The organism is Paenibacillus harenae, from assembly GCF_030812415.1.
In the GTDB taxonomy this organism is placed as follows: Bacteria; Bacillota; Bacilli; order Paenibacillales; family Paenibacillaceae; genus Pristimantibacillus; species Pristimantibacillus harenae_A.
Genome location: NZ_JAUSST010000003.1, coordinates 625,985 through 652,945, shown reverse-complemented (window position 1 = coordinate 652,945; position 26,961 = coordinate 625,985). Strand labels below are relative to the sequence as shown.

General features: G+C 49.7%; 19 protein-coding genes and 1 pseudogene. 3 read left to right on the top strand and 17 right to left on the bottom strand.

Annotated features, from left to right (window positions below; all coding sequences use genetic code 11):
• Nucleotides 1–82: 82 nt before the first annotated feature.
• The 10 genes and pseudogenes from J2T14_RS30895 to J2T14_RS12940 all read right to left on the bottom strand — a co-directional run.
• Nucleotides 83–2,182: pseudogene (locus J2T14_RS30895) on the bottom strand (LamG-like jellyroll fold domain-containing protein); the annotation flags it as partial.
• A gap of 4,884 nt (nt 2,183–7,066) precedes the next feature.
• Nucleotides 7,067–8,158 carry a phosphotransferase enzyme family protein gene (locus J2T14_RS12980; protein ID WP_373458146.1) on the bottom strand — a complete coding sequence of 364 codons (1,092 nt, stop codon included), beginning with the start codon at nt 8,156–8,158 and terminating at the stop codon, nt 7,067–7,069.
• A 341-nt stretch (nt 8,159–8,499) separates the two neighbouring features.
• Nucleotides 8,500–10,212, bottom strand: coding sequence for a fibronectin type III domain-containing protein (locus J2T14_RS12975; RefSeq protein ID WP_307471368.1), 1,713 nt, complete (start codon nt 10,210–10,212; stop codon nt 8,500–8,502).
• Nucleotides 10,213–10,496: 284 nt separating this feature from the next.
• On the bottom strand, nt 10,497–11,468 hold the full coding sequence (locus tag J2T14_RS12970; RefSeq protein ID WP_307471366.1) for a DUF4367 domain-containing protein: 972 nt from the start codon (nt 11,466–11,468) through the stop codon (nt 10,497–10,499).
• A complete protein-coding gene (locus J2T14_RS12965; RefSeq protein ID WP_307471949.1) occupies nt 11,432–12,001 on the bottom strand; it encodes an RNA polymerase sigma factor in 570 nt (189 codons plus the stop codon). Before J2T14_RS12965 ends, J2T14_RS12970 begins: the two co-directional genes overlap by 37 nt.
• 301 nt (nt 12,002–12,302) lie before the next feature.
• Entirely contained in the window at nt 12,303–12,761 is a 459-nt protein-coding gene (locus tag J2T14_RS12960) for a type II toxin-antitoxin system VapC family toxin (RefSeq protein ID WP_307202463.1), read from the bottom strand.
• 13 nt (nt 12,762–12,774) lie between these two features.
• Nucleotides 12,775–13,074 carry a hypothetical protein gene (locus J2T14_RS12955; protein ID WP_307202466.1) on the bottom strand — a complete coding sequence of 100 codons (300 nt, stop codon included), beginning with the start codon at nt 13,072–13,074 and terminating at the stop codon, nt 12,775–12,777.
• A 222-nt stretch (nt 13,075–13,296) separates the two neighbouring features.
• Nucleotides 13,297–14,757 (bottom strand): alpha/beta hydrolase family protein, encoded by a 1,461-nt coding sequence (locus J2T14_RS12950; RefSeq protein ID WP_307471364.1) that lies wholly within the window; start codon nt 14,755–14,757, stop codon nt 13,297–13,299.
• A 136-nt stretch (nt 14,758–14,893) separates the two neighbouring features.
• On the bottom strand, nt 14,894–15,094 hold the full coding sequence (locus tag J2T14_RS12945) for a VOC family protein (protein ID WP_307471362.1): 201 nt from the start codon (nt 15,092–15,094) through the stop codon (nt 14,894–14,896).
• A 33-nt stretch (nt 15,095–15,127) separates the two neighbouring features.
• Nucleotides 15,128–16,141 (bottom strand): aldo/keto reductase, encoded by a 1,014-nt coding sequence (locus tag J2T14_RS12940; protein WP_307202472.1) that lies wholly within the window; start codon nt 16,139–16,141, stop codon nt 15,128–15,130.
• Nucleotides 16,142–16,253: 112 nt separating this feature from the next.
• Here J2T14_RS12940 and pdxR point away from each other — a divergent pair, with 112 nt between their 5' ends.
• Nucleotides 16,254–17,675 carry a MocR-like pyridoxine biosynthesis transcription factor PdxR gene (gene pdxR, locus J2T14_RS12935; RefSeq protein WP_307471359.1) on the top strand — a complete coding sequence of 474 codons (1,422 nt, stop codon included), beginning with the start codon at nt 16,254–16,256 and terminating at the stop codon, nt 17,673–17,675.
• A 65-nt stretch (nt 17,676–17,740) separates the two neighbouring features.
• Here pdxR and J2T14_RS12930 read toward each other — a convergent pair whose 3' ends face one another.
• The 5 genes from J2T14_RS12930 to J2T14_RS12910 form a co-directional block, all read right to left on the bottom strand.
• The gene (locus J2T14_RS12930) at nt 17,741–18,547 is read right to left on the bottom strand and encodes a stalk domain-containing protein (RefSeq protein ID WP_307471357.1); all 807 of its coding nucleotides are present in this window, start codon (nt 18,545–18,547) and stop codon (nt 17,741–17,743) included.
• A 200-nt stretch (nt 18,548–18,747) separates the two neighbouring features.
• Nucleotides 18,748–20,733, bottom strand: coding sequence for a TRAP transporter permease (locus tag J2T14_RS12925; protein WP_373458145.1), 1,986 nt, complete (start codon nt 20,731–20,733; stop codon nt 18,748–18,750).
• On the bottom strand, nt 20,693–21,238 hold the full coding sequence (locus J2T14_RS12920) for a DUF1850 domain-containing protein (protein ID WP_307471353.1): 546 nt from the start codon (nt 21,236–21,238) through the stop codon (nt 20,693–20,695). Before J2T14_RS12920 ends, J2T14_RS12925 begins: the two co-directional genes overlap by 41 nt.
• A gap of 5 nt (nt 21,239–21,243) precedes the next feature.
• Entirely contained in the window at nt 21,244–22,203 is a 960-nt protein-coding gene (locus J2T14_RS12915) for a TAXI family TRAP transporter solute-binding subunit (RefSeq protein WP_307471351.1), read from the bottom strand.
• A 137-nt stretch (nt 22,204–22,340) separates the two neighbouring features.
• Complete coding sequence (locus tag J2T14_RS12910; protein ID WP_307471348.1) at nt 22,341–23,456, bottom strand: NADH-dependent flavin oxidoreductase; 1,116 nt, start codon at nt 23,454–23,456, stop codon at nt 22,341–22,343.
• Nucleotides 23,457–23,758: 302 nt separating this feature from the next.
• Here J2T14_RS12910 and J2T14_RS12905 point away from each other — a divergent pair, with 302 nt between their 5' ends.
• Nucleotides 23,759–24,133: a winged helix-turn-helix transcriptional regulator gene (locus J2T14_RS12905; protein ID WP_307471346.1), complete on the top strand. Its 375-nt coding sequence runs from the start codon at nt 23,759–23,761 to the stop codon at nt 24,131–24,133.
• 351 nt (nt 24,134–24,484) lie between these two features.
• On the top strand, nt 24,485–25,246 hold the full coding sequence (locus tag J2T14_RS12900; RefSeq protein ID WP_307202486.1) for an EcsC family protein: 762 nt from the start codon (nt 24,485–24,487) through the stop codon (nt 25,244–25,246).
• Between the two features lie 129 nt (nt 25,247–25,375).
• On the opposite strand, the gene J2T14_RS12895 is transcribed toward J2T14_RS12900, so the two are convergent.
• Nucleotides 25,376–25,636 (bottom strand): hypothetical protein, encoded by a 261-nt coding sequence (locus J2T14_RS12895; RefSeq protein WP_307471344.1) that lies wholly within the window; start codon nt 25,634–25,636, stop codon nt 25,376–25,378.
• A 45-nt stretch (nt 25,637–25,681) separates the two neighbouring features.
• Complete coding sequence (locus J2T14_RS12890) at nt 25,682–26,950, bottom strand: phytoene desaturase family protein (protein WP_307471340.1); 1,269 nt, start codon at nt 26,948–26,950, stop codon at nt 25,682–25,684.
• Nucleotides 26,951–26,961 lie beyond the last annotated feature (11 nt).

The window sequence follows — 26,961 nt, the reverse complement described above, 5'->3', positions numbered from 1 at the left end:
CCGTTTCTTCCAGCAGCATCAGAATTAACGTCTTATCAATCCAGACCTTCGCCGTGTTGTTGATGGCGGCTTTAATCTCGTCCGCGCTTAGGACGTAATTGTAAACGCGGAATTCGTCGATTAAGCCGTTCAGCAGCGGATCCGGCCATTGGCTCTTGCCGATGTAATTGACGCTCGGCTTGAAATCGCTCGGCTTGATCGTGACGCTGCTATTCGTCGCCTTCAATTCCCCGTTCACATACAGCTTCGCCGTATTTTCGCCCAGGGTTACCGCCACATGAACCCATTGATTAACCGCCAACTGCGACGTTTGCACCATCTGTTCGCCGCTGCCGTTCTTGATCGCGAAACGCAGCGTATTGTTACCCGATCTCGGCGTCAGGAACAGGTATTGATTCGTATTATTGCCGAAGTCGAAGATTCGCTGCCACTGGTTGCCGCCCTTCCAATAAACCCACGCTGCCAGAGTGATCTCATTATTGCCGGCCAGGGTATGCGTCGACGGCAGCTGCACATAGTCGTCAGTGCCGTCCAGGCTGATGGCTTGGCCGGTCTTGCCTTCTGTGTAAACCGGAGTTCCCAATACGGCACCGCCGGATGCCGACGAGCCGAAGGAATTGTCCGCATTGCCTTCAAACGCATAGAGCGAGAGTGGCACGGGAACAAGCGACTTTTCCGCCTGGTCAAGCTGAGCGGCAAGCTGCGCCTTATCGGCGTCCGGTTTCGCCATGTCCGTTTCGATTCGACCGACTTCCTTCAGATAAAGGTAGTGGCTCCCTTTCGTGTAGTCTGCTGAAGGAAGCACATTCAGCTTCACCGTAAAGATCACCGTCTGGCTTACGGCAAACCTGCCGTTGCTGACCGTAAAGGTTATCGGGTGGCTGCCATAATCCGCCTGGCTCGGCGTCCAGCTGAATACGCCGGTCGCCGCATTGAGTGCCGCGCCTGCAGGCACATTCTCGGCGCTGTAAACAAGCGGTTCACCCGTTGGATCGGATGCAGGCACCTTATAGGTGAGGGCCTGTTTCGCCGTCAGCTCTACCGACGTATCCGGGTCGAGAACCGGCAGTCCGATGACGGTGATCTTAACCGTACGGGAAAATGATAGCTCTCCGGATTTTACGGTAAAGGTTACGGTATAGACGCCGCCTTGTTCTTTGCTTGGCGTCCAGTCGAATGTGCGGGTATCCGCATTAAACGTTGCCCCCATAGGCAACCCTGTTGCCCCGTATACAATTTCAGAGGCATTCGTGGCGTTAACCGTAATCGTAAGCCGCTCGCCGGCCAAGACGGATTTGCTGCCAATAGGATCAAGCACCGGCAATCCGGCAACATATTGAAGTCCTTTCAGCGCCTCGAGCAGGTCGGCTGAAGCCGTATCCACATCCTCCTGAGTCGCAACGGCGCTTGCGGCAACCGTTTTCGCATTCTCAGCCGCCGCCTGCATGGCTTCATAACTTTCGGCTGTGTAATGATCGGAGACTGCCGCGGCAGCTTCATCCAGCAATAACGTGAGTAAGCTATTGTCAAACCACGCCGACGTTTTCGTATAAATCGCTTTGATCTCATCAGCGCTCAAGACGGAAGTGTAAATGCGGAATTCGTCAATCTTGCCGCTAAACAGCGGATCGGCAAATTGGCTCTTGCCGATATAGTTGCTGCCTGGCTTGAAGTCGCCCGGTTTGATCGTGAGCTTATTATTCTGAGCCTTCAGTTCGCCGTTCACGTACAGCTTCGCCGTACCGTTGCCCAGCGTAACCGCCACATGCACCCATTGACCTGCAGGAAGCTGCGAGGTTTCTACAAATTGTTCGGTGCCGTTCTTGATCGCGAAACGCATCGTATTCGTGCCCGTTTTCGGCGTCAGGAACATATATTGATTACTGTTGTTGCCAAAGTCGAAAAGACGCTGCCACTGGCTGTTTCCATTCCAGTTCACCCAGGTTGCAACTGTGATTTGATCGGCAGTGGACAGGTTATGTGTCCGGGGAAGCGTGACATAGCTTTCCGTGCCGCTTAGGTCGATTGCCTGACCGATCTTTCCGGCCGAATAAGCAGGCGATCCGGTGACGGTGCCGCCGGGCGAGCCGAATGCATTCCTCGCATTCCCTTCGAACGAATAAAGCGATGTTGTATACGGAACGAGTAGATTCCGGGCATCATAGATTTCGTTAATCAGCATCACCTTGTCGGCATCCGGCTTCAGCATTTCCGCCTTGATGCGGTCAAGCTCTCGATGAAACCGGTAGAAGCTGGCCTTCGTGTAAACCGAAGCCGGCAAGCTCTCTGCGTTCTGCATCACGACTTCAATCGGATCCGCAGAAACAGATGCGGAATAGAACGGCTGCGCCGATCCGTCTGCGTGAATCGGCAAAATCTTATAGTAGACGCCGCCTGACCTGAAATTCGTTTCCTGATATGAAGTCGCTCTCGTTCCCGACAGAACAAGCGACCAAGGCGAACCATCCACCGGCTCCGCCGTACCCGGCTTCAATTCCGGATCGGTCTCGCCCGCTGCGGCATCCGTGGTGCGGTACAGATTAAACCACGAAGCTTGCTTCGGTTTATTCCAATAAAGCGTCGCTTGGTCATGTACTTTCGCCACGAACGGACTCAGCGCGCCTTGCGGCGTTTCCGTTACCGTAACGTTGCCGAACTGCGCCGAATCGGATGCGACGACGCCGGTATAATAGGCAAAAGGCAGTAAGGTAAGCATCTTCGCCACATACGTCCAAGCCGTTCCGTCCTTGGATACGAAAGCGTACACGGTCTGCGAGTCATGCCCGCGCATCAGTTTGACGTAAGGATACTCCGCAGCGGTGTAGCCTTGAATCTTTACTATTTTCGGACTTGCCGTCTCGCCCGACCATTGAATGAAGGAAACTCGCGTACGGGACTGCAGGACGAGATTGCCATTTTCATCCGCGCCGAAATAAATATAACGGGCTTTGTCTGCAGTGAGCCGGTCGCGCATCATGATGCCGCTTACTTCCCCGGATGCGCCTTCAATCTTTGCACTGATCGTGCTGCTGCCGGTAGCCACCCGGTTCACGAAATGCAGCGAATCGTTAATATCCCGGTTATAGATATTATAATCATCGCCTTGACCCAGGCCTGTTCCGTTGACGCCGCTGATAACGACGGATGAACCGTCAATTGACGCGCTGCCCGTCGTCCCGGTTAGAGCGTCGCTGCGCCACTGAGCGTCATCGGATGCCGATGCAGTCAGGTCGGCCTCCGCGCGCCAGGAATCCCAGCCTGAGCCGTTCTCATTGACGGCGGCGACTTTGTAATAGTAGACATTGCCGTTCTGTACCGCTGTATCTTTGTAATAATTGCCTGTAACTCCGCTGGCGATCGTTTCGTAAGCTCCATCTTCCGTTTCGGAACGTTTGACCGTATAGGTTTGTCCGCCGGAAGTCGTCTTCCAGGAGACGCCAGCGTAGCCGTTGCCCGAAAGCGCTTGAACAAAATCCACGTGCAGCGGCTTCTGAGCCAATTCGAAATCCGAATTCAACTTAAGAACCATCGCTGTTTTCGGCGCTACGGTCACTTTGCCGTTCACAACCGGAATATTCGTCCCCGATACAAGGTCGAGTACCAAACTGCCCGAGAAGTCGGTAGGTAATTCCACCTCGAATGTCTGTTTATTCCCATATTCATCGCGAGTCGTGTTGAAAACCATGAAATATTTGCCGTACCTTGAAGTCTGCAATTCCGGATAACCGGAATACGGATTGTCCACTTCCATGTTGTCGCGATTAACGGTTCCGACACCAGGCTGATAAGAAGCAGGTGCAACTTCGCCGGTCAGCCCCTGCGGTACCCCGGCCCAGTTGCCGGACCTGTCTGACTGAAAATCCCAGTCGATGTTGTCCGGACGGATATAGTAATCCTCGTAACGGAATCTGTTATTGGTGGCGATCTGAACCATACGATCATAATTGTCGCTCAGCACATGGAGACGCCCGCTGCTAGTCGTACCTCGATTGCGGTAATACAGCGCACCGAACATCCTGAAATCGCCGTCTTTTACCGATACGTACAAATTGTCGATGTCCGCCCACGCAAACCTCTCGTAGTCGTCCGGATTGACGCCCAGGGCAGCGATTTCTTCGGGTTTGTAAGAATCTAAATCCGTTTGCGGAAGCACGGCTCCTGTCATGACCTTATCGCCAAACCGGCTGTAATTGGCCCGATCGGCCGTGACATATTTGTAGGTTTCCGACAGCAGGTAATTCGGTGAACTGTTTGTTCCCCTGCCCCCGAAATCGTCAACATGAAGGAACTGGCGATCCGCAAGCTGCTGCTGCACAAAACCGACCGCTTCCTTCGCATACTGCCAGTACTTGTCCCACTCCGGACCGCTGTATCTTTGCTCGTTTTGGGCCATTGTCATTTCCAGGGACGCATACTGCATCCCCATTCCCGTACCCATTCTCGCGCCATAAGCAGGGAAACCGGTGAGACCCGAGTTTCGCTCATCCGTGACTTGTTCCGCTCTCATCACTCGTTTTCCGTCGCCATCCAAAGACGAATGACGAGTAAATCCGCGAGCGTGAATCGACTTCAATGCCGCTTTCAGGATTTCGTCATTGATTACCTCGTCTCCGGCGTGGTTCAAGGTTTTATAGTAATAATTCAGCACATAGTTTGCCGCCTCGCCATAATTGGCGACATAGCCGTTTTCCCTTGTAAGCCCTGCCTCCGTTAAACCGGTGTAGTGCTTGCCGTACGGCAGCCGTCTGACCACATTGCCTTCCGCGTCCAGCTTGCTCTTGGCAAGCCCTTTGCCGACAATATGGACAAAATCGTCCGTAAACTGCGCCTGCGCGTCATGATAGAACAGGGAATGATACAAATCCAATTGTTCGCCGCTCGGACCGACCAGCACTTCTTCGCCGAGGAACGGTCTTATCCCGAGCGATTCCAACAGGATTTGATGGCTGCGCTCCTTGCCTTCAAAAAATTCCGATCCGATAAGTCGCAGACCTTCGTGAGCTTCCCACGCGCCTTCATACGTATACAGCACCTGATTGTAGATATAAGAAAGCCTTGTACGGGCAAAGTCGAAATTGGCCTTCAGAACCCGCTCCCATGCTTCACGGCGCGTCAGCTCACCGCCGTTCCAGTCGACGCCTGCCAGGGAAAACTCCCCTTCCAACGTTCCGGTGACGAACTGCTCATCCAAATAGGCATTGAACGCCGCTTCCCCATAGATCGAATTGTCTTTAATCAGGTTCTCTACGATGTACATCGCTTCGCCGAGCGCGCCGTAGTAGCCGCCCCAGTCACCCTGGTGTCCTCCCCGAAGCAGCAGTCTCGTATTGCCGTAATAATCCTTGACATGGTTGTCGATCGTTTTGAAAATGCGCTGAAGCGCCGCCTTTTTCTCCTCCGGCGTCTTCACCGGGGACCAGCTGTATTTCAAAGCACTCGCGTAAAATTTCAATTCGTCCTGATAACGGATGATCGACATTTTACCGCCCGCACCTGCATCCACTTTAGCGGTTAAACTGTTAAAGAGGTTAATATTGCTTTGCGTGTAGCCGTCGATTTTCGCCTGCTTCTCCTCATCCGTCAAATCCGGAGGAAGCATCGTATCCGGATTCTGATCGGCCTTAAATTTATAACCCTGCTTTTCCCCATCCACGTTGATATAGGCTTGCGTGTGGGTATAGGCATTGTAATAGCCTCTTGAGGAGGAACTGCTATTCCCCCACGATTGAATCGTAATCTCGACGGTTTCTTTCCCTGCCGTCGACTCTAGCGGAAGCATGATCGTGTTGTAGTAAAAGCGGTTCGGCAGCGTCCAGCCTTTGTTAATGGGTTCATAATCGCCGGACGCGAAAAAACCGAACAGCTCGCCGTTAATGTTGACCATGCTGGTATAGCCCGAGCTGCTTTCTTCTCCCGAGAACTTCACGGTCAGATAGTTGCGGAGAGACGGATCGACCTTCATCGTAAACGTCAAGTCTCCGCCTTGCCCTGCAGCCGGAACCTTCGGATTTGAGACCCGGGCAGGCTCGCCTAAGAAACCGGTTATAACGCTCGTAAAATCGCCTTTAAAATTATGTGCGTTTTCAGATTCGTAGTTGCCGAAAATGATTTTATCCAGGTAACCGTTCGCGTTCGGTTCCTCCGCCGCAAGCACTGGCGTGCCCGGAACCGGCCCCACTGTCTGCAGCAGCAGCGCGGCAATGAGAAGAGCAACCAGGACTCGACCGGATGTTTTCCATATTTCTTTTAAAGTATCTGTGATGCGGCTATACATTGATTATTTGTCCTCCCTCAATAACGAATAGCAGATTTTTAAAGCGCTTTCATCTTGTTTTGCAATAACCCTTCCTTTCTCCCTCAAGTTTCTCCATCCTTAATCCTCGATCTATCTTCACCTCCAAAATCATCTGCTTGGTAATTCATGGATTAGAATAGCATGCCATTCAGGTTCTATCTATTGTAAAAATCATTGATTTATATAACTTTCTTCAAAACCGTCGAAGTGCCGGAAGCCGCCACCTGGCGGCATTAACCTAACGTTCCGATTTGAGGATCTTTATTCGTGATTCTCAAAATATCGGCACCAAATTTCTGTTTCAGATCAGCAATTTGCACATCTTCATGTTTGTCAGGACTATCCCCACAAGCGGTTAACATCAAAAATACACATGGATACCCAAATCGTTTTTTTTGATACCTAACAAAACCAAACCCGGATTATCCTCTTGGAAGCTTAGAAATCCAAGTCATTATTGTTAAAAGATGCTCTGCGTAATGCTGATAAGTATTGTTTCCAAGCGCTCCGTCAACACTGTCCCCCAGCAACCTGGTGAATTCCCCAAATGGATCAAATGCGGACTCCGGCAACCCCTCTACAACCATTACAACCTGCCTAAAGGAGGGATCCCATGCCTGAATGGTTTGTTCAAGAGATTGATCGCGTCGAACTGCAACAGCCTGCTCGTTGAATATATTGATGTCGGACTCCTCAGGTTCGTAGTGCTTGCCTTCAAGCGCATCTGCGAAGCGTTATTTGTTCAAATTATCAAAGGCTGCCGCAAAAAGACTAAATATTTCGTTCCTCATACTCAAAGGGTTGTTCACACGAGTATATATCACGGAAAAATCCCATGTACGGGATATCGTCTTCCAGGCATTTTATGCGATACGACAGCCACTCATCACACTCCGGCTCTTCGCCGTTGTTCCGCATTGCCTCGAATGCATCTACAATACCCTCCATGAGGTTTACTTGGATAAACAAGGGCAATTTTTCCAGCATTGAATCTTCGATCCTGGTCTCAGATCTGTATCCCTCGAGGGCTGTTTTAAAATAATCATCCATAAACTTTTTGCGTTTACCGGCATCTGGTTCAAATTGTATCCAGCCCACTCCGTTTGTCCAGAGACTGGCCAAGTCAAACATATACCAACAGTAACAAGAATTATCGAAATCATAAACGGATATTTGCCCGTTATCAAAATCTATCGAATAATTCCCATCATTGTAATCAAAATGGATCATACCGAAAGACTCACGGTTCCTGTCCAATTCTTCTAAGGTTTTACAAAGTTGTACCAGCTTCTCCTTAAGTAGAGATAACGAGCCGGGTATAAGTTTTTCGATATATTCAGCATTGTATTTATCATAAAAACTATACCGGCGATGGACAGGAGTATATCCTTTCGATATTTGGTGCAGCTTCCCCAGGACTTTACCGCAGTTATAATAATATTCGGTAATTGGAGCACCTTCTCGGTACCGATAATGATTTTCCACAAGCATTTTTCCCTTGGCCTTTTTAAACAAGCAGATAAAAAAGATATGATTATTATGAGTTATCTCTTCCAGCAGATTTCCCTTTAGGGAGCTGACTACATCCGAAACACTTCCGCCATGCTCGAATAAATACCTGACATACTCAAGTTCACCCAGAATATCTTCCCGGCTTCTGTCATTTAAGAAGACGATTCTAAGTATTTTTGCATAGGTGCCCTCTTTCTCACAGGTATAAACGACATTACGCCCTCCGTCATGTGCCTTAACCGGCTTGATTTCATAGCCTTCTAATCCGTACAACTCTGATACTAATGGAAGTAAATATGCATCACAGATTTTAACAACCTCGTTATAATTTATAATATCTCCTCCAGTCAAAATTCTTGCAACGACTTTCTATACTGAAATTACCACCTTTCAGCTATTTCCGCCTTATATTTTACCTAAAAATGCCATTCAAATTCTAGGGGAAACTTTCTGTATAATAAAATTCTACTTTTAACCTTCTCGAGCTTACGGTCCACCATCAAAGGGAACTGCGGATGCAGCTCGTTACCTATTAGAAACAAATCAAAAACCGTCAGTTTATATAAACTGACGGTCCATTGTTATTTTTTCGTTGCTATTATTTTTACAAAGGTAAGAAGATCTTCTTCATCTGCCGCAAGTAATTCTTGATCGCAATTTGAATTGAAGTTTCCGTAAACACAGCAATATCTTCAGTGTTTGTCATATTTGATGCTCACATAGACGAAAACCTTTTTATCCGGACTATAATCTTTGTCCGTATGTCCCTTAACCCTCCACTCCGCTCTGTAACCACCGGGTACCTCGGTAACACTGTACTCGCTACCATTTGCAAGTAACGTCGTATCTTCCGGCAATCGGTTACCCTCGCCCACGGTCTCGAGACTAAGGTCATAATCTTCCCCTTCCGGGGAACCCATGGAAACCTTAACAACTCCATGGAAACCTTCAGGTGGGCTCCAAAATCCGCTCAACTCTTGTCCTGAGGACGAAATGTACCCGTAATATAACAAAAACTCATAATTGGATCCGCCGTATGAATAAGTTTTGGAATCGGAAAGCTGAAAAGATCCGGGAGTCGCATATGCAGCAGTAGTGACCGTCACTTCTTGTTCCACACTTTGGTTGCCGGCGGCATCGACGGCGACTAGTGAGAAGAGGTACGACGACTTTGGAGACAACCCCTTCACTTCATAGCTGCTCACATCGCCGTTCAGGGTATCCAGCAGCGCATTATCTTGGTATAGCAAGTACTTGTCTACACCCGTTTCATCCATGACCGGCTGCCAATTCAGCCGTACGCTGTTATAAGTCACATCGGTAACCGTCAGCACATCGTCAGCAGGCCACTGAGGTGCGGTAGTGTCCCCGGGTGCATCGTTTAGACGGAACAGAGTACCCTCGACCGCTTGGTACCATGTGCCGTTGTGATAAGAAGGAGCTAGATCGTAATAACTGATGGACGTAAGTTTTTTCGGTTCCTTATCTCCAGGATGGTACATATACAGTTCGTTATTGTAACTTATCGCCAAAGTCCCATGTTCGTTCAAAGCGCGGATTTTAGGGTTTCCGTTGAAATATGTCACTTGGGTCAAAGTTCCCTGAGGAGATTCCAAGAATATTTGTCTACGTCCGCTCGGTGTGGGCTTCGTGTAGGCGATCCAGCCCTGATTGATCTCGAAATCATAATGCGGCCACGTTTTGTCATCATAGGATGTAGATTTACTTAGTTGCGTGAGAGAACCGTCTGCATATTTCAATATATCGCGGTTATTGGTGTTAAGCAGCACGGTCTTTCCGTCAAACGCGAGCGATGGATATTCGAGGCTGGTTTTAATTAACTGCCTGCTTGTGCCATCGGGCTGAAACAGGGTGATTCCCTCGTTATTAGCGGCGACAAAGCTGCCGTCCGCAGCCAGCGCGACATTGCCCACTCTTCCGAAATTGCGGATCTCCCCGGTTTCGGTGTCGATCAGATCTGCTGTCCAATCAGAGAAAGCATATTTTCCGTTGGTTCGGACAGTAGCATCCTGCGAGCCGTAGCCCGAGAAGGTTTCGATGCCCGTAGCCTTAAGTTGACCGGAGTACCATAGGAACAGTTCGCCATAGTCCTCGCCTGTATAGACATTAATCACTGCACCTGAAGGTGTCAGCAGCGACTTGCTCACATACCTATTGGGAGCATTATAAATGACGGTTTGCGTCCCATCCGTGCGATTCTTGATCCGAACCTTGGTGTCCGTGCCCCTGTAAAGGATTCGGGTATCGTCGAAATCCAAGATCCTTCCTTCCACGTTATCTACCGGAATTACCGCGGAACCGGCCTCAGCGGCGGATGCCTGAAAGGGAAGAAGTAGCGTCAGCAGAAAAAATCCACAAACTAAAACCATAAAGCGTCGTCTCACTCAATCTTCACTCCCACTATTTTTTACCCTAAATCTACCATATTACCAAAATCTATGAATGTGCTCATAGCACTATTACAAAACAAATCTACCAAAAGAAGAGGCCTGAGGGAGTTGGTTAATTCTGGATGAATTTAGGAATCACCGTACGTTAAGCAATTCATTACGTAAAAAACCGGACCCTTTATTCTACAAAGGAATCCGGTTTTCGTAATCAGGTAGCTTGAACTCGTTGAACTAACGTACCCGTTGAATGAATTATCTGAAAGGTTACCACTCCGCCGCTAGGGAATCATGCTTTCGGCTATTTTTATGATGGTTTGTTTCTCTATCACACTATCTGCATTTGCATGAATAATGTAAAAAGTCTGCTGTTTCTCGTCATACCATCCGAGGGTTATACCGCCGAATTCCATATCTTCATCCTGCGTGTAAATGGCTTCTGTATCTTCGAGCATTATTTTCTCCGATGATCCATTCTTTGGTTCGGAAAGACTTAATCCTAGTCCATAAGCCGCCTGAATGCTGAAATCCACATCTTGTGTTTCATATGAGTAGTAAGCCACCGTAGTAGAAGCCTTTGACCACTCCACTTTTTCGATATACAGTTTCTCTTCATTGGGTGACGCGAACGCACGATCCATCAGTCTTGCCTTGATCCCTTCAAATTCAGTACGATCGACGCCGAAATACGGGAATACTTGTCCGTGCAAGAAGCTTACGCCCTGAGGGAGATAAGACGGACGCTTCAGGACAGGAGCCGAAGTACGTAACTGCTCTTTCAAGAAATCGTCATAGGACCGATAATCAATCGGCGTATATTTACTCTTAATCGGATTTACAGTGTCATAGCCGTTCTTAAAATTGATGTAGTCATTATCTATATAATATGCTGCCAGTTCCCCAGGCTCTAGATCGGCTGCCACACGATTGTCGTACTCATTCAGTAACTCATTCAATTTTACCGGCAAACCTGACGACGACTCCGTAGTCTTGACTATCACATCCCCCTTGCCATAAAAAATCTTGATTTGTCCAGTTGCAGCGTAAGCTGTGAGCGAGGCAAGGATGACGCACAACGCAGCGACGGATATCGAAGCCATTCTCGTAAGAGCACGGTTGCGTACTCTTCTTTTCTTCTGAAGCGATTCGATCTCTATCATCACTCTAGAGGTAACATCGATGGTTCGATAAGGATATTCCGAAGCATGACATTTAATCAGCTCTTCGTTTGGATCAGTGGTAAATGTGCCCATTTCTCTTCCTCCTGTCGCTTATTCAACATCACTTTTATCTTTTTCCTTACTCGTGTCAGCTTCTTACGTACGGATTCCGGGCTTTTATTTATAATCACTCCGATTTCGGAATACGTTTTCTCGTGAAACACGTACAGAATTAATAAATTTCGCTCTACATACTCAAGACTGGCTAACGCCCGAGACAGCGGTTCGCTGAAGCTGTTCCTTTCATAGGATTGCTCCGCACTCTCGACGGAAGACTGTCTACTTATGAATTTGACTAGTTTCCCGAATAACCGGCGCCGATGAGCCAGATTCAAACAATGATGATACGATATTTTGTACATCCATGCATTGAACCCGGCCGACGGCTTATAGCTCGCAATCGATTTGAATGCCTTGAGGAAAATGTCTTGTACGGCGTCTTCAGCATCCTGCTCATTACCGAGCATTCTACAGCAGTAAACAAACAATTGTTGTTGGTAGTTACTCACAATGACTGAAAATGCCTCTGTGTGTCCTGTTTGTACTAATCGAACTTTTTCTTCAATTATTGAACTGTCGATACAAACCCCTCCTTTCCTCTATACTTATATAACAAAGCAATACGGCTCGAACGGACACCTTTCTCAAAATAATACCTTAGTTTGCGATAATAAAGGATCTACTCCCATTGGTGAACAGCCATTACAAAGCTAAACTAGTTTGATTTCGAATTGTTGAGCTTAACCTTTGTTACTTATAGTTGTGAAGGATGATTCAGGTGCTGCTACGGATAACAGGAGATGAGGGTGTAAACGAAACAAATACAGCCGGCCTCTCAAGAGGCCGGCTGTATTTGTTTAAAGGCTTTTAATTGGATGGAATGATTCGAATATCCTTATCCAAATTGGCAAGCATCATGTAATTGCGATTGAAAGAAAAAATGCGTTTTACCTGGTAATAGGACATGGTCACAGCAGTGAATGCTTCGCTGAGAGAGAAATGGAGCTCGGGCCTGTCTATAAGCAGTCTGCGCGATTCCCGATCAAATTCGGGGCCGCTCGAGATGACCGCGAGCTTGCCGTTACTCACTGCCTTATCAATTGCATTCAGAAAATATTCCGCCTGCCGATAGCTGTATTCATTACGAAGCCATTCGTGCAGATCAAATATAATGGAGTTGGTCGTAACGAAATTACGTTCAAGATCATGCAAATCCAGAAACAGGGAACGGGCTTTCCCATAGCGGGGGTCTTCCGGGTTCATTAAAGCGGCTAAAGCTGTTCCATCCAGAAAAATTTTATCTTGGATGTTCAAGTGGTTATCCATATGTCAGCACTCCTTAATCCACTAGTTTGCAAATACCATCTAAATATAGAAGCGGGTTATCTTCCTTTTGATCCACTGAGATAGGGGTTGATTCGTATGGGGCGCTTGACAGGTGTTGGACAATGATTCCATTAACGATCGCTTGCACGGTCGTATGCTGTATATCGGCGATTGCTTTCAGCTCAACATAATATTGCGGATTAAGTTCTATAGTGCCTTCTTCTTGTACTTTGCTTTTTGAAGAGATGAATTCGGAAGCGGTAGCCTTCGCTTTTTCGAATTGATTTTGAACGAAACGTTTGTAATTATTCACGATCGGGATACACTCCTTATGTATAGCTTTTATAATGATTCGTCAAATTTTGTCGACTTCAGGGGGTAATTCGTTCAATAATCGGTATAAAAAGATAACCCACATCCGTTGGAAGTGGGTTTCAACAATCATTATTCCTTTCGAAATAGGACGATTTCGCTTGATGAAGTACACCTTCCTGAAAATGACATCCGTCTGCAATCACGCTCTATTCCAACAAGTTCACGGGAATTTCGCCTCCGGGTACTGCGGGCTCGGTCCTTTCAGCAGTTCCCCGTTGCCCGTTCCCTTTAGATGCTTATCGAAGAAATCCAGCACATAGTCATTGACCAAGCGGGCCCCGCGATTTCCCTTGATCGGGCCGGTCATGCCGGTCAGGTCGAGCATCTCCGTAAAGAGCTGCAGATCCGTAAAGTTGTAATGGCTTGCTCCCTCCACGGCGATCATCGTCCCACCATGGTTAACCGCGCGGTCGATCGTTGCCAGTTCGGCCGAGAGACGCTTCAGAATCGCGGGATCGGTGACCTCTCCCTGCTCGAGCTTTGTTTTCCAAGTCAGAAAATCCTCCGATTCCAGGAAAAGGAACGGTTTATTCATACCATCCCGATCCTGAATTCCATATAGCGTACCGTCCATATTGATGCCTGCGCGGATATTCGGAATGTCGTTTACCGCCCGGAATGCCGTCGCCCCTCCAAACGAATGACCTAACATGCCGATCCGTTCCATGTCGATCCTCCCCTGGAATCCGCCTCCGAAATCGCCGTCGTCCATTTTCTCCAAGCTTCGGATGACATATGCAATGTCTTGCGTCCATACGGCGCCGACCCGTTCGGCCCGGTCAAAAACATCTTCGACCGTCCCGCCGTTGCGGACCGTATATCCGCTCACCCGGCCATCTGGAAAAGCGGTGGCCAGAGTGCTGTACGTATGGTCGACTGCGACGACGATGTAGCCATGGCTGGCCAAATTTTCCGCTTGCGAGACATGCAGCAGCCGGCCGGTCCCCTCCCCATGACTGATCAGCACGAGTGGGAAAGGCTTGCCCGAGGAATCAATCGGCGTCCGACTATACGAGTTCGTCTGGAAGTACTTCCAGTAATCCAGCAAGAAGGCAGGCAGGTTCATTTCCGCTGCGTACGCCTTGGCATATGCCTTGAACAGCTGCCGATCCTCCGGGAATAACGAAACTCGGTTGCCCTCGGGATGGGCCAGCTGCGCCGGATACCAGATCTGAACCATCAGCTCGCGTTTATCGTCTGGCTCCTCCGTGAATGTCTCCTCGCGTTCCCCGTCAACGAGGTGAAAGGTCTCCGTACCGACTGCATACGCCCCCTCCGGCTCGGGCATCCGAAGAACAGGCATCGCAGATGCCAGCAGTGCGGATCCGACCAATAGAAGGCAGCCCGTCCCGTAACCAAGGAAGCGGAGCGCCTTCCAGACCTTCCTGCCGTTCTCCCCTTGCGAGCGTCCAAGGATAACGATCAGGATGCCGGTCAAGGTCAACGCATAAGGGATAGCCATCTGCCATCTGTAACCCTCAAAAATCAGGTGAGCCGCCAATGCCCCCGCACCCGCGGCGCCGATCAGCCCGGCTGCTCTGGAGGCCTTCCGTGTACGGAACATCAGCGTCAGCAGCTGCAGCACCCCGCATAGCACCAATACTATTTCTATACTTCTCATCCTTCATTCCCCTCCGCTTCGATGTCGGTTTCGCCAACGCGGCCGACTTTTACCATTTTAGCGGGCGGAAATTAATTTCCGGTGAGGGTACAGGTTAAGTTTCGTTTAAATGCCGTATTTTTGCTCCTACTTCAATTTACGTGTCTCCGACAATATTGACGATATTCCCTTCCGGGTCCTCAAATGAAGCATACACCATACCGATCTCTGCTATTTCGGTTCGTTGCTTCACGATTTTACCGCCAGACTGTAAAATTCGTTCTATCGTTCCGTCCACATCGTCAACCCGAATGACAAGGCGCGGTTCCTTCAGTTCTCCGCTGCGTCGTACAGACATTAATAGGCTGATGACAAAGATCGAAGGGGAGTGTTATATCCGGTTCCGAAATACCTCATGAACAGCCAGCAGTTGATCGATCTGCCGCATCTCGGCAACCGTTAAAGGACCGAACGACATCGCCTTCGCGTTCTCGGTGACATGTTTTACGGTTCGAAAGCCCGGGATGGGAATCGTTACATCGCTTCTAGCCCATAGCCAGGCTAGGGCCCCTTGGGCCAGGGACCGTCCTCCTGAGGTCAACACTTCCCGGATTGCCCGCAATTGGGCCGTCATCTCCGGCGAAGGAATCCCGTCTTTAAAATACGTTAGCCACTCCAAGTCGCTGCGACGCCGGATGTCCTTCGGATCGTGCACGTATACCGCTTCCGAATATTTCCCTGTCAACAGCCCCATCGCGAGCGGCCCACGGTTGATGCTTGCTAATCGGTTGCGTTCGCAAACATCCAGCATTGCGGCATTATCGAGAAAGACGTTCAGGTTATGCTGGATCGCCATGCAATGCTTGCTCAGAGCGAAAAGTTCGGCTCGGTCAGTCATATCGGTGGACCAGCCGAAGAAGCGAATTTTACCCTCGGTTACTAGTTCCTCGAGCGCGCCCATAACCTCCGGAGCCAGGCGCTCCGGATAATCGCCCAAATGAAATTGATAGAGATCGATATAATCGGTACCGAGCCTGCGCAGCGAAGCTTCGCAAGCAGACTTGATGTAGGTGCGGCTTGCATTATATCCTGCCGCCATCTTGGTTTCTTCGTTGGTGACGTACCCGAACTTCGTCGCCAGAACGACTTTATCACGCCGCCCCTGCAGCGCTTGTCCTATCACCCTCTCGCTGTGTCCGGCACCGTAATTATCGGCGGTATCGATCAGATTAATGCCGTTATCGAGTGCGCAGTGGATAGCGGCAACGGATTCTCGGTCGTCGGTCTCGCCCCATCCGAACGGCTTGCCCGTTTCCTCGTCGAACCACGGCCCGCCGATCGCCCAGCATCCGATTCCGAGCGCACTGACTTCGATCCCCGATCTTCCCAATGTTCGTTTGAACATTCCTTCATCTCCTTTGAATTTGATTTCATGTTCAGTATAATGAAGGAAATTGGATATCATAAGAGCCAAAAACGAACAAATATTAAGAACCAATTCGAAGGAGAGACATCGATTGTTCGGATTTAGTCCAGTAGCAGGCGCCGGTTCCGTAATGAAGCAGTTATGCGGCTATTTGCGCGAAAAAATCGAGAGCGGTACGCTCTCCCCCGGTCTTCAGCTGCCGCCGACGCGCAAAGCCGCCCAAGAGCTTGGCATAGCGCGGAACATCGTGATCGAGGTCTATGAGCAGTTAACTGCCGAAGGATATATGACGTCCAGAGCCGGTTCCGGAACTTATATCGCCAGTGGCATCGAAGTCGGGTCTCAAGCGTCGAGATATTCCCCGTCCTTGCCTGTGTTGGCGTCTCCCGTTACCCCCGCTGCGCACAAAACGAAGCTGATAGATTTTGACGCGGGAATACCTGATCTGTCTCGCTTTCCGCGCAGGCTCTGGAGCAAGTACGTGAGAGAGATCACCGATTCGGAACCTGCGAACGTGTTTACTTACGGCGATGTACAAGGAACGCCGGCGCTTCGAGAAGCAATCGCCGATTATTTGCACCGGGTGAAGGGCATTCGCTGCAGCTCCGATCAAATCGTGATTACGTCGGGCACCTCCGAAAGCTTCTTGTTGCTGGCCTCTGCCTTCTCGGATCGATACCGTACCGTATACGTCGAGGAACCAACGATCGGGTTTGTCGCCGATATTTTCCGGAAAATCAAGTATGACATTCACCCGATCGAGGTCGATCATCAAGGGATGAATATAAGCCGAATCGAGCGGTCGGCACCTAGCGGATTGATTGTCCTGACGCCCTCTCACCAATACCCGACGGGCAGCATTCTCTCCATTCAGCGGAGGCAGCAGGCCGTCACGTTGGCCGAAACAACCGGGCATTATATCATCGAAGACGACTATAATAGCGAGTTCCGCCATAAAGGAGGACCGGTTCCGCCTCTGCAGCTCCTTGCTCCGTCGCGGGTGATTTATGCAGGCACGTTTAGCAAAACGTTGTCGCCTGCACTGCGGATCGGCTTCCTCATCGTTCCTCAGAGCCTAATCGAGCTTGTAGTTCGGACGAAGACGGAATTGAACCTGACGACTTCAGGTATCACGCAATCAGCTCTCGCACGGTTCATTATGGAAGGCCACTTCAACAGGCATATCCACAAGATGAGGGCTGTCTACAAGCGAAAGCGCCTCTTCCTGGCAGATCAATGTCGCCGTATATTTGGCGAACATGTCGAAGTTGTCGGAGACGAAGCCGGCATGCACGTCCAGCTCGCCTTTCGGCAAGACCTGTACGGTCCGATCGATTGGCACAGGCTCGAAGAGTTCGGCGTTCGCCTATACTCCTTCGACGACTATGCGATGTTGAAAGGGCGCTACCCCGGCAAGGTGGTACTAGGCTATGGGAATCTGACTGAGGAAGAGATCTCCGAGGGGCTGCGGAGAATCTGGCAATTTACTGAGGCTTGGAAGCACTGTTATTGACTTTTCATTCCCTCCAGTTCAATCCTTTAAGTGCTGAATCACGCTTAAAATAGCTCCTAAAAGCGTTAGATCCCTTCTCCGCGATAAGCACCGGCAAAGAGGATATTTGTAAGTTTGTAGGTATTCCCATCTTGGTAAAAATAGAAATCAATCGAAAAATGACCATAGTATCCTTTGTCGGAAACGACCCGATAGTTAAGAAGAATCCCAAGTTCCTTACTATATCCTGAAGCTTCGTCAGGGAATGATCCGCCCTTCAACAGTTCCAAACCTTCTGCGGTCAGACCGTCCAGCGTCTCCTTATCGTATTTGCTGCGGTACGTATCTACTTTTTCGCTGGCTTGCGCATAGGCAACTTCAGGGCTATCGAGCTCGGTCAAAGAATAATAATACTTATAAATGAATGCTTTCAAATCTTTCTTCTCCCCGCTGCGAATCGCATTCAAATACGCGGCAATACCTTCCCTTGCAACAGGTTTAAAGTCTTCGAACATCGAAGCCGCTCCGTATTCAGAAGGAAAAGTATTCCGCCCACCTTCCGATTCATGCGGTGAAGTTACGCTGCCTGTACTGGGATTTGCAGTGGAAACCTTGATGGCTTGCTTATCCTGCTCCCATATAACCGTCGCGCCCAACGCTTCCGCAAGCGGCTTGACCGGCACATAAGAACGACCTTTGTAAATAATCGGGACCAATTGCTCCGCCCCTTCCTGAAGGTCGATTTTGCTGCCGTTTACATGTATCGTGATTTTACTGTTCTGATAAGCTTTGATCTCTTTGATGTAATCGTCCGCAAAAGCACCGCATGCAAACGCGGTAAGGAAAATTATGAACATGCATGTCATTGTTACTGCTTTTTTGTGTTTCATCATGCCACTCCTTCATGAATTGGTTTCCATAAATATGATAATCCAAAAACCTTTGCACACTGATTTCTCCTTAGGCACGCAACGCAACGAAGGCTGCCGATTTTGCCGGCAGCCCTTGCACAACTCCTCATTAAAGGGGACTCCCTCCGTTTAACGGGCTAATTATGCGCTATCCCCGCTGTCCCTGTCTCCCGGCTGATCGTTTAAGATCGCATCGTTTTTGACGCATCGGGACGGGCTTTATCCTTCTTCACCGACATATACTGAATCGCCAATAAGAGGATGAATACCACCATTCCGGCCGCATCCGAGTAACCCTCCGGATACATCAATAATAGTCCCGTACCCGCCGCGGCAATCCTCTCCGCCCAGTGCATCCTTCTAAGCCAGAAGCCGATCATGCTTGCCCCGATGGCAATCATGCCGGTTAACGCGGTTAGCAGAATCCACGCCGTCTCTCTCCAGGTCGCATCAATGCCGAGCAGTTCCGGCGAGAGGACGAACATATAGGGAATAATAAAAGCGGCGATAGCCAGCTTAGTCGACTCGATTCCCGTTCGTATCGGCTCGCCCCCCGATATCCCGGAGGCGGCAAATGCGGCCAGCGCTACCGGCGGGGTAATATCGGCTATAATGCCAAAGTAAAAGACGAACATATGCGCCGACAGATCGGGCACTTGCAATAAGATCAAGGCCGGCGCCGCAATCGTAGACGTTATAATGTAGTTGGCCGTCGTTGGCGAGCCCATGCCGAGAACAAGCGCGGCGATCATCGTGAAGAATAACGTCGGCAGCAGCATGCCGCCGGCCATATCGATCATCCCGTTCGCCAGCTTAAGCCCCAATCCCGTTAACGTTACGACTCCAACGATGATGCCCGCCGCAGCGGTAGCGGAGACAACCCCGAGCGCTGTACGCGCTCCGTCCGCTAATGCATCGAGAAAGTCCTTTACGCCCATGCGCGTTTCTTTATTAAAGGCTCCGACCGCTATGGCGAGCACGATCGACCAGAGCGCCGAGCGCGTTACCGTCATTCCCGTCATAAGCAAATAAACGAGAAAGGCAATCGGAAGAAGCAGATAAGCTTTCTTTAACACTTCCTTGCGGTTCGGCATTTCTTCCTTGGTTAATCCCCTGAGCCCCAGCCGTTTCGCTTCAAAATGCGTCATAATCCATATCCCCGCGAAATAGAGCACCGCCGGAACGGCTGCCGCCTTGGCGATATCCCAGTAGCTGATTCCGCCGATAAATTCCACCATCAGGAAGGCGGCCGCCCCCATGATCGGCGGCATGAGCTGCCCCCCGGTGGAGGATGCCGCTTCCACCGCGCCGGCGAATTCCTTCTTATAGCCAAGCTTCTTCATCATCGGGATCGTAAAGGCTCCCGAGGTGACCACGTTGGCGACGGAGCTGCCGCTCACCGTACCCTGCAGGGCGCTTGAGAAAACGGCTACTTTGGCCGGGCCGCCTGCGGCCCGGCCGGCAATGACCATGGACAGGTCGTTGAAATATTGACCTACTCCCGTTTTAACCAGGAAAGATCCAAAGAGCAGAAACAAAAAGATATAGGTCGCCGACACCGCAATCGGCGTGCCGAGTATCCCGTCCGTGCTATAGAACATGGTTCGAATAATACGTTCGATGCTGATTCCCCTATGCTCGAGGAACCCTGGCATATAAGGGCCAAAATGAGCGTATCCCAGTGAAATGGCCGCTATAACCGTGATCGGCATTCCGACGACACGCCGCGCCGCTTCCAGCACAAGGAGCACGGCCAATAAACCGATAATGAAATCCAAATCGTTAATTCGGCCGACGCGCATAACCAGCTCATTGATGTTAAGAGGCCAATAAAGCCCGACGATTACACCGCCGATCGATAAGAGGACGTCATACCATGGCAGCGATAAGAAACGATGGGATGATTTTAAACCTCTCATTTTCTTTCTTGCGGGGAACAGCAGAAAGATTAAGCACAGCCCGAAGCCCAGATGGATCGACCGCTGAATCTGCGCCGCAAATACGCCAAAGATGGCGGTGTACAGCTGAAATACGGAAAAGCCTATGAGGCCCGAATAAACGATCCATAACATTGGGCCGGTCAATACTCTTGAACCGGCCTCCGGATCGTATTTTTCGATCATCTTGTCAATTTTCTCCTGAGAAATGTTTTCTTGGGTCAAGTACATTTCCCCCTTCCAACCATCTCCAAGCGCTTATTTTCTTCACCTTCATACGGATCCAGGCTCCCGGCTTCGCAAAGGAGGTAAAGGGAATCTCCCGACCCCCGGCTACGATTTGCTGGCTTTCGGTTACCCTGGCCACTCTCATGTCCACCTGTTGAAATTCCCGCTGCATGCCGCTAATGACATACTTGTCGTCTTCTATGGAAAACATCTCATCCCCCGCCGCATTCGAGGGCATCCCTATTCCGAATTCTTCAAATGCTAGTTGTACCTGAACGATGGCGCCGCCCTTAACGGAATAAGACTCATGCACCGGCGTCAGATGAATCGAATGCGTGTACTTGATATCAAAACGGGTATGATCCTCTGCCGGTAAGTAAGCCAGTACTCTCCCGGTGTTCTCGTATTCGAATGCGACGACCGGATAGAACGGAATGCACAGCACCCATGCAAGTATAAGGATACAAAAAACGGCCATTCGCGCTGCCGTCACGGCCTTCGAACACACATCGCTTACTCCAGTCCTTTTTCCTTGAAATATTTAGCCGCGCCCGGATGCAGCTCGATCCCTATGCCATCCAGAGCCGATTCGGCTGAAATATAAGCTCCCTTTGCATGCGTGATTTTGTCCGTATTCTCGAACAGCGCTTTTGTAATATCGTATACGAGGCTTTCGCTGAGATTAGAACGCGCTACCAGCATCGCTTGAACGGCAACCGTCGTCACATCCGCTTCAAGCTTATAGGTTCCGGCTTTTATTACATCTTTGGCATAATACGGATACTTCTTAATTAAGGCATCCGCTTTCTCGTCCGTTATGCCGATAATATTCACGCCCTTGATGGCCGATAAGCTCTCAACGGAGCCGGTCGGCGTGCCGGCCGTAATAAAGGCGGCAGCAATATTTCCGTCCTGTATCCCTTCAACCGATTCATCGAAGGCCAGATGCAGAGCGTTAATATCCTTCAACGTTATCCCATGGATTTCAAGAATCTGCTCCGCATTGGCGAAGGTCCCGCTTCCGGGAGCGCCCACCGACACTTTTTTTCCTTTCAAATCCTCCACGGTTTCAATGCCGCTGTCCGCCAGCGTAACGATTTGAATCGTCTCGGGATATAAGGTTCCGATCGCCTGTACCGTGTCGATGACGCTTCCTTCAAACATCAGCTTTCCTTCTTTGGCATAGCTGGCGATGTCCGTCTGCGTGAATCCGATATCCGCCTCTCCATCGTTCATCGTTTGCATGTTCTCCGCGGATGCATTGGATACTTGCGCAGTCGTTTCTATGTCGGTAGCATCTTTAATGATTTCCGCGATCTGCCCGCCTAGAGGATAATATGTACCTCCGGTACCGCCTGTTACCAGGCTCAATTGACGGGGATTAGCGTCATTATTCGCGCCGCCGCAAGCCGCAAGGAGCGATAGGGCAAGAATGGCTATCCCTGTGAGTATCCGTTTCCGATTTTTACTCATCGGTGGTTTCCCCCTTTAAACTTTTCTTGTGTTATATTTACCCCTTCCTTGGCCCAAAAAGAACCCTTTTTATTCAAATCGCCTTGCATAAGTAATGAAAGCCCTTCCCTTTAAGGGGAAGAGCTCGGCAATATGCTTTATGGTTCCAGTGCAACCGGAAACCAGCCTGGAACGCTTAATATGAGCTGCCACATTCCGTTCGGTATGACCAATTTATGTTGATCCTGTAGAGAGAGTGTTGTTTGGATTCCAGCTTCGTTTCCTTCCGCAATCAGCTTCATCCAGTCTGGTTCCATGACAAGTTCCCGTCCTAGCGCAACGAGCTGAGCCCCAGTTTGCAGTGCATTAATGGCGTCTTCAGGCGTCTGCACGTTCCCGACTCCAATTACGGGCAAGTGACGGCCAGCACGTTCTTGAATAATGGCAAGGCGCGTGCGAGAATCCACGATTCCCCGACGCGGTACTGCTTCATAATTTTTTAAAGAGATATGCAAGTAGTCCAGCCCCTTCATGGCAAGGGCATCTATGAATGGGAGTGTTTCAGCCATCGTAATTCCCGGTGTTTCCGACTCCTCCGGCGATAACCGATATCCGATAATAAATGGCTTCTTTGCATGCACGGCTGCAATCCGTTTCACCTCATCCACGATCTCCAAGGCAAACGTCATCCGCTTCTCTAATGCCCCTCCGAAACGGTCGCTGCGTCTATTCGTAAACGGTGAAAAAAACTGATGAAGAAGATTGCCGTTTGCACCATGAATCTCAACACCGTCAAACCCAGACTCGACGGCGCGCCTTGCCGCTTGGCCATATGCATGGATAAGCTCTTCAACCTCGGTTTCCGTCAATTCACGCGGTACAAGGGCTCCCTCTCTCCGCTCGGGTACGGCACTGGCACTCACAAGATCTCCATTTAACGATGCTTGGCGGCCGGAATGGAAGATCTGTAAAATCGCTTTAGCTCCCTGTTCCTGAATCGCTGACGCAAGCTTGCGAAGTCCAGGGATCACCTCATCGCGGTCAGCAGCCGGTGCGCCAGGAATACCGCCGTTAGGAGCAACCCACGTAGCGGCCGTGATGACCATGCCAACACCTTGTGCACGACGAGTATAATACTCCACTTCCTGGTCGGAGATGGTACCATCGGGTTGAGAAGACATGTGCGTCATGGGAGCCATAACGACACGATTTTTTAACCGGATCTGATTGGGCAAGTTAAGCGGTTCGAACAAAAACTGATATCGTTCGTTCATTGGGAACATCTCCTTGGATGAAGTCAATTTACCCGGAACAATGGCTAGCGCATTGTTGCTCGGGTTAAGTACCGTCACGTCTGACAGATCATTTAATAAGCATTATAGTCAATAAGTTACCACCCTGTAAGAAGGCAATAGCTTTGTATCTAATCCAATTCATTTGACCTACTAACTTTTTTATAATGATTTTTATTGCTGGATTGACATAAATAAAAGAACTGAACGATACTGAAAACACGAGTAATAACTGTTCCTTGCACCAATATGGCCGAAGTCATTTTATAAGGAGATTCATACCTATGAACGAACAAGCCAGCACGAACAAAAACTGCGTGAAGAGCGGCGGCTCAAGCATCTGCGAAGTCCTGCAGATCCTAGGTGCCAAATGGGCTTTCCTCGTGCTTGAGGAACTGCTTAACGGGCCGCAAAGATTCAAACAGCTTCAACGGAAGATATCAATCGTCAAAACCCAATCCCTTACGGATACGCTCCGTCACCTGGAGAATAACGGACTTGTCCTCCGCGAGGTCTTCCCAACCGTACCCATTTCCGTTGAATACTCGCTAACGGAGAAAGGTAAAGATTTTCAATCGGCTTTAAAGGAAATGGAAAAATGGGTTCAGAAATGGGGCAATTCAGCGCCAGCCGTCGAATCCGACGTCCAATCACTATAATCGTACGGCGCAGCAACCAAAATAACCGCCAGATGCTTCAAACCCTAGCGGTTATTTGCTTTTTTTCAGGAATTCGTCGACTTTGGCTCTCATTGAGGTTCTTGTCGTTTTTTTATTGGAGTCCTAATTATACTTTTTGAGGGAACCAAAATGACTTTTCCTGCTATTGCAAGGTAGCTAAATAAAAACAAGGAGAAGTTGCCCGCAGGGTCCATGAAAATGACAGCAGTGGAGGCTAAGGGTTCGGCGCGTCCAAGACTTTCGTCTAGTTCCGCCACCTGCCGCAGTCTGTTCCGAATATCGGCGTTTTCCGATACAATATAGCCAAATCTGTTGGAGGAGAGATCGGCAATGAATTACGAACAGAAAGCGCTCAACGAAATCACCGCTTGGGAGCACCGGCTTTTCAAGCCGCCCGGATGGCTGGAGAGAACATCGAAAACGATCGGTAAACGAATTAACGACTTGATTCCGCCCAAGGTGCATGACGTCATTACGGCCACCATAAAGTCGATCGTGCGTACAGCGCTGTTCGGCGCGGAATATACTCCTCAGAGACCGGTGCAGCGGACTCTCCATCTAGAACTCGCCGATCAAGAGGCGAAACGTTTGTTGTCCTTATACCAAAAAATCGCGGCTGCCGAAGGCGCAGGCACCGGAGCGGGCGGCATTATGCTTAACATCGTGGACTTCCCCGCGTTAATCGCGATCAAGATGAAATTTTTGTTTGAACTGGCTCATATCTACGGGTATGACACGAAGCATTTTCCCGAGCGGGTTTTCATACTTAAGGTGTTCCAAATGGCGTTCTCCGGGCCTGAACAGCGCGCCAAGCTGCTGGACTCGATTAAGCGTTGGGATACTGAAAAGGAGCAGTGGTTATCGGATACCGAGTACTCCAAAAACATGGACTGGGAGACTTTCCAGAAGGAATACCGCGACGCGATCGACTTTCGTAAAATGCTGCAAATGGTGCCGGGGATTGGAGCGGTAGCGGGCGCTTGGGCGAATTATACCATTCTCGAGGAGCTTGGAGAATCCGCAACGAACGCTTATCGGTTGCGAAGATTGATAGAGCGAAGACCCGTTGGGACATGGGAGAAGAATCGCTAGGCAAAGTGGATTCACCTTAGTCAGCGCACGCCCTTGAACCTATTTTTTGTGAGGCTTTCTTACGTACGAATAGATTCGTTACAACCACCCCGGCGATTATCATGACCGAACCGCAAAGATGGTACCAGGTTATTTCTTCTCCGAGGACCAAGGTCCGAACGCTTGCAATGCAAAGAACCCAAGCGGATACATGGTTGAAAGCAATAGCAATTTATAAAGCGGCTTGCCACGGTACTTCAGCTTGACTAAGCCAAGCATGATCGGAATGAAAAGGATGGCAAACGCAGCGGCAAAACGGTACGTCATGGTATCGAACGGGCTCGCGTAATCCAACGTCATTTTCACAAACAAAAAGGATATTTCGATTACGACGGCGTTGATTACGGCCAAGAAATAAGCAAGCTCTCGCCTTTCGATTTGATCATAAAAGCAGGATTATACAATGTCCAGCACCTTCTCGGCAGCTAACTTGGCGCTAGCCATCCCCGCGTCGGCAAGCCGACCTTCCGAACCGACCCAGTCACCCGCGACGAACAAACCGGGAACCTCCTGGACGGCAGGGTCTGGCGCAGGGCCAGCTCCATTGTTGTGAATGGTACGTGAATCATGTGCGACTAGGACGTTAGGCGAAAACCGTATGGCGACAACTTCCTTTTCCCAACCGGGCTCTAGAAGATCAAGAAGAAGGATTAACTTCTTCTCATCCGTCTTTGCATCCTGGGCGCTAACGTTATCGTTATACTTCATCACATGAAGCACGTGCGCACCGTTGTCACTCAATTTAACGGAACCTGAATGCTTGGAGAAATAGAAAGGCTCGTCAAGCCCGAGTGCAAAAACACGCTCGGGATAGGGCATATGCCTAAGCGCTACGTCCAAACATGAGGCATATAGAGGACGCGCTTCCTTCTTCCATTTTCCGATCGATATCTGTACTGTTCCTTGCAAAAGCCGATCTACCTCATCCGGACCACCTGCTGCTGCGATGATAGTAGAAACTTCGATTTCCGCACCATCGGCAAGCAATAAGGCATGAACACGTCCATCTCTTAATTTAATGCGCTCCGCCTTACATCCGATGGCGATGGTGGCGCCAGCTTTGACAGCTGCAAGACGCAGGTCGTCTACAACGGTTTGCCAGCCTCCCTCCACGTATCGGACGCCCTTCGCTGCAAGCTGACCCTGTTCGATCACAAAGCCGGCACTTAATACGTTCATGTCATCGCAATAGGACCATTGTCTGCACATGGCGTGAAACAAGAGACGGACACGTTGGTGACGAATGTTGTTCTCCGACCAATCATGAAGGCTCAGCGATCGAATCGATTCCGTTTCGACCCGCCTGAGTCCACCTATAAGTTCACTCCACTCCATATTTTCTTCGGGGGATAAATCAGCCGGAACCGCAACGATTTCACCCTGCAAAATCCCAACCATGCCGCTCTTTGATGCGTAACCTCCCTTTGGCAGGCAATCGAGTTCGCTCAGAATGCGAAGTGCCGCTCCCCCTTCATACATGGCGCGGGGACCCAAGTTGAACAGCGCTTCGTTTACCTTTGTCGTTTGGGCAAGTCCTCCCAGTTGTTTTTCTTTTTCGAGAACAATAACCGATTTTCCCGCTTTTGCCAGATAAACAGCGGCAGTTAGTCCCGTAAGTCCTCCACCGATCACTGCGGCATCATAAACGTTATTTTTCAATGTCATCTCAATCATCC

Excerpts from the sequence above, each read along its gene's own strand:
- J2T14_RS12970 (WP_307471366.1), bottom strand. The coding sequence starts at position 11,468 with ATGGGCACATTTACCACTGATCCAAACGAAGAGCTGATTAAATGTCAT.
- J2T14_RS12960 (WP_307202463.1), bottom strand. The coding sequence starts at position 12,761 with ATGGATAACCACTTGAACATCCAAGATAAAATTTTTCTGGATGGAACA.
- J2T14_RS12950 (WP_307471364.1), bottom strand. The coding sequence starts at position 14,757 with ATGAGAAGTATAGAAATAGTATTGGTGCTATGCGGGGTGCTGCAGCTG.
- J2T14_RS12945 (WP_307471362.1), bottom strand. The coding sequence starts at position 15,094 with ATGTCTGTACGACGCAGCGGAGAACTGAAGGAACCGCGCCTTGTCATT.
- J2T14_RS12940 (WP_307202472.1), bottom strand. The coding sequence starts at position 16,141 with ATGTTCAAACGAACATTGGGAAGATCGGGGATCGAAGTCAGTGCGCTC.
- J2T14_RS12930 (WP_307471357.1), bottom strand. The coding sequence starts at position 18,547 with ATGATGAAACACAAAAAAGCAGTAACAATGACATGCATGTTCATAATT.
- J2T14_RS12925 (WP_373458145.1), bottom strand. The coding sequence starts at position 20,733 with ATGTACTTGACCCAAGAAAACATTTCTCAGGAGAAAATTGACAAGATG.
- J2T14_RS12915 (WP_307471351.1), bottom strand. The coding sequence starts at position 22,203 with ATGAGTAAAAATCGGAAACGGATACTCACAGGGATAGCCATTCTTGCC.
- J2T14_RS12910 (WP_307471348.1), bottom strand. The coding sequence starts at position 23,456 with ATGAACGAACGATATCAGTTTTTGTTCGAACCGCTTAACTTGCCCAAT.
- J2T14_RS12905 (WP_307471346.1), top strand. The coding sequence starts at position 23,759 with ATGAACGAACAAGCCAGCACGAACAAAAACTGCGTGAAGAGCGGCGGC.
- J2T14_RS12900 (WP_307202486.1), top strand. The coding sequence starts at position 24,485 with ATGAATTACGAACAGAAAGCGCTCAACGAAATCACCGCTTGGGAGCAC.
- J2T14_RS12890 (WP_307471340.1), bottom strand. The coding sequence starts at position 26,950 with ATGACATTGAAAAATAACGTTTATGATGCCGCAGTGATCGGTGGAGGA.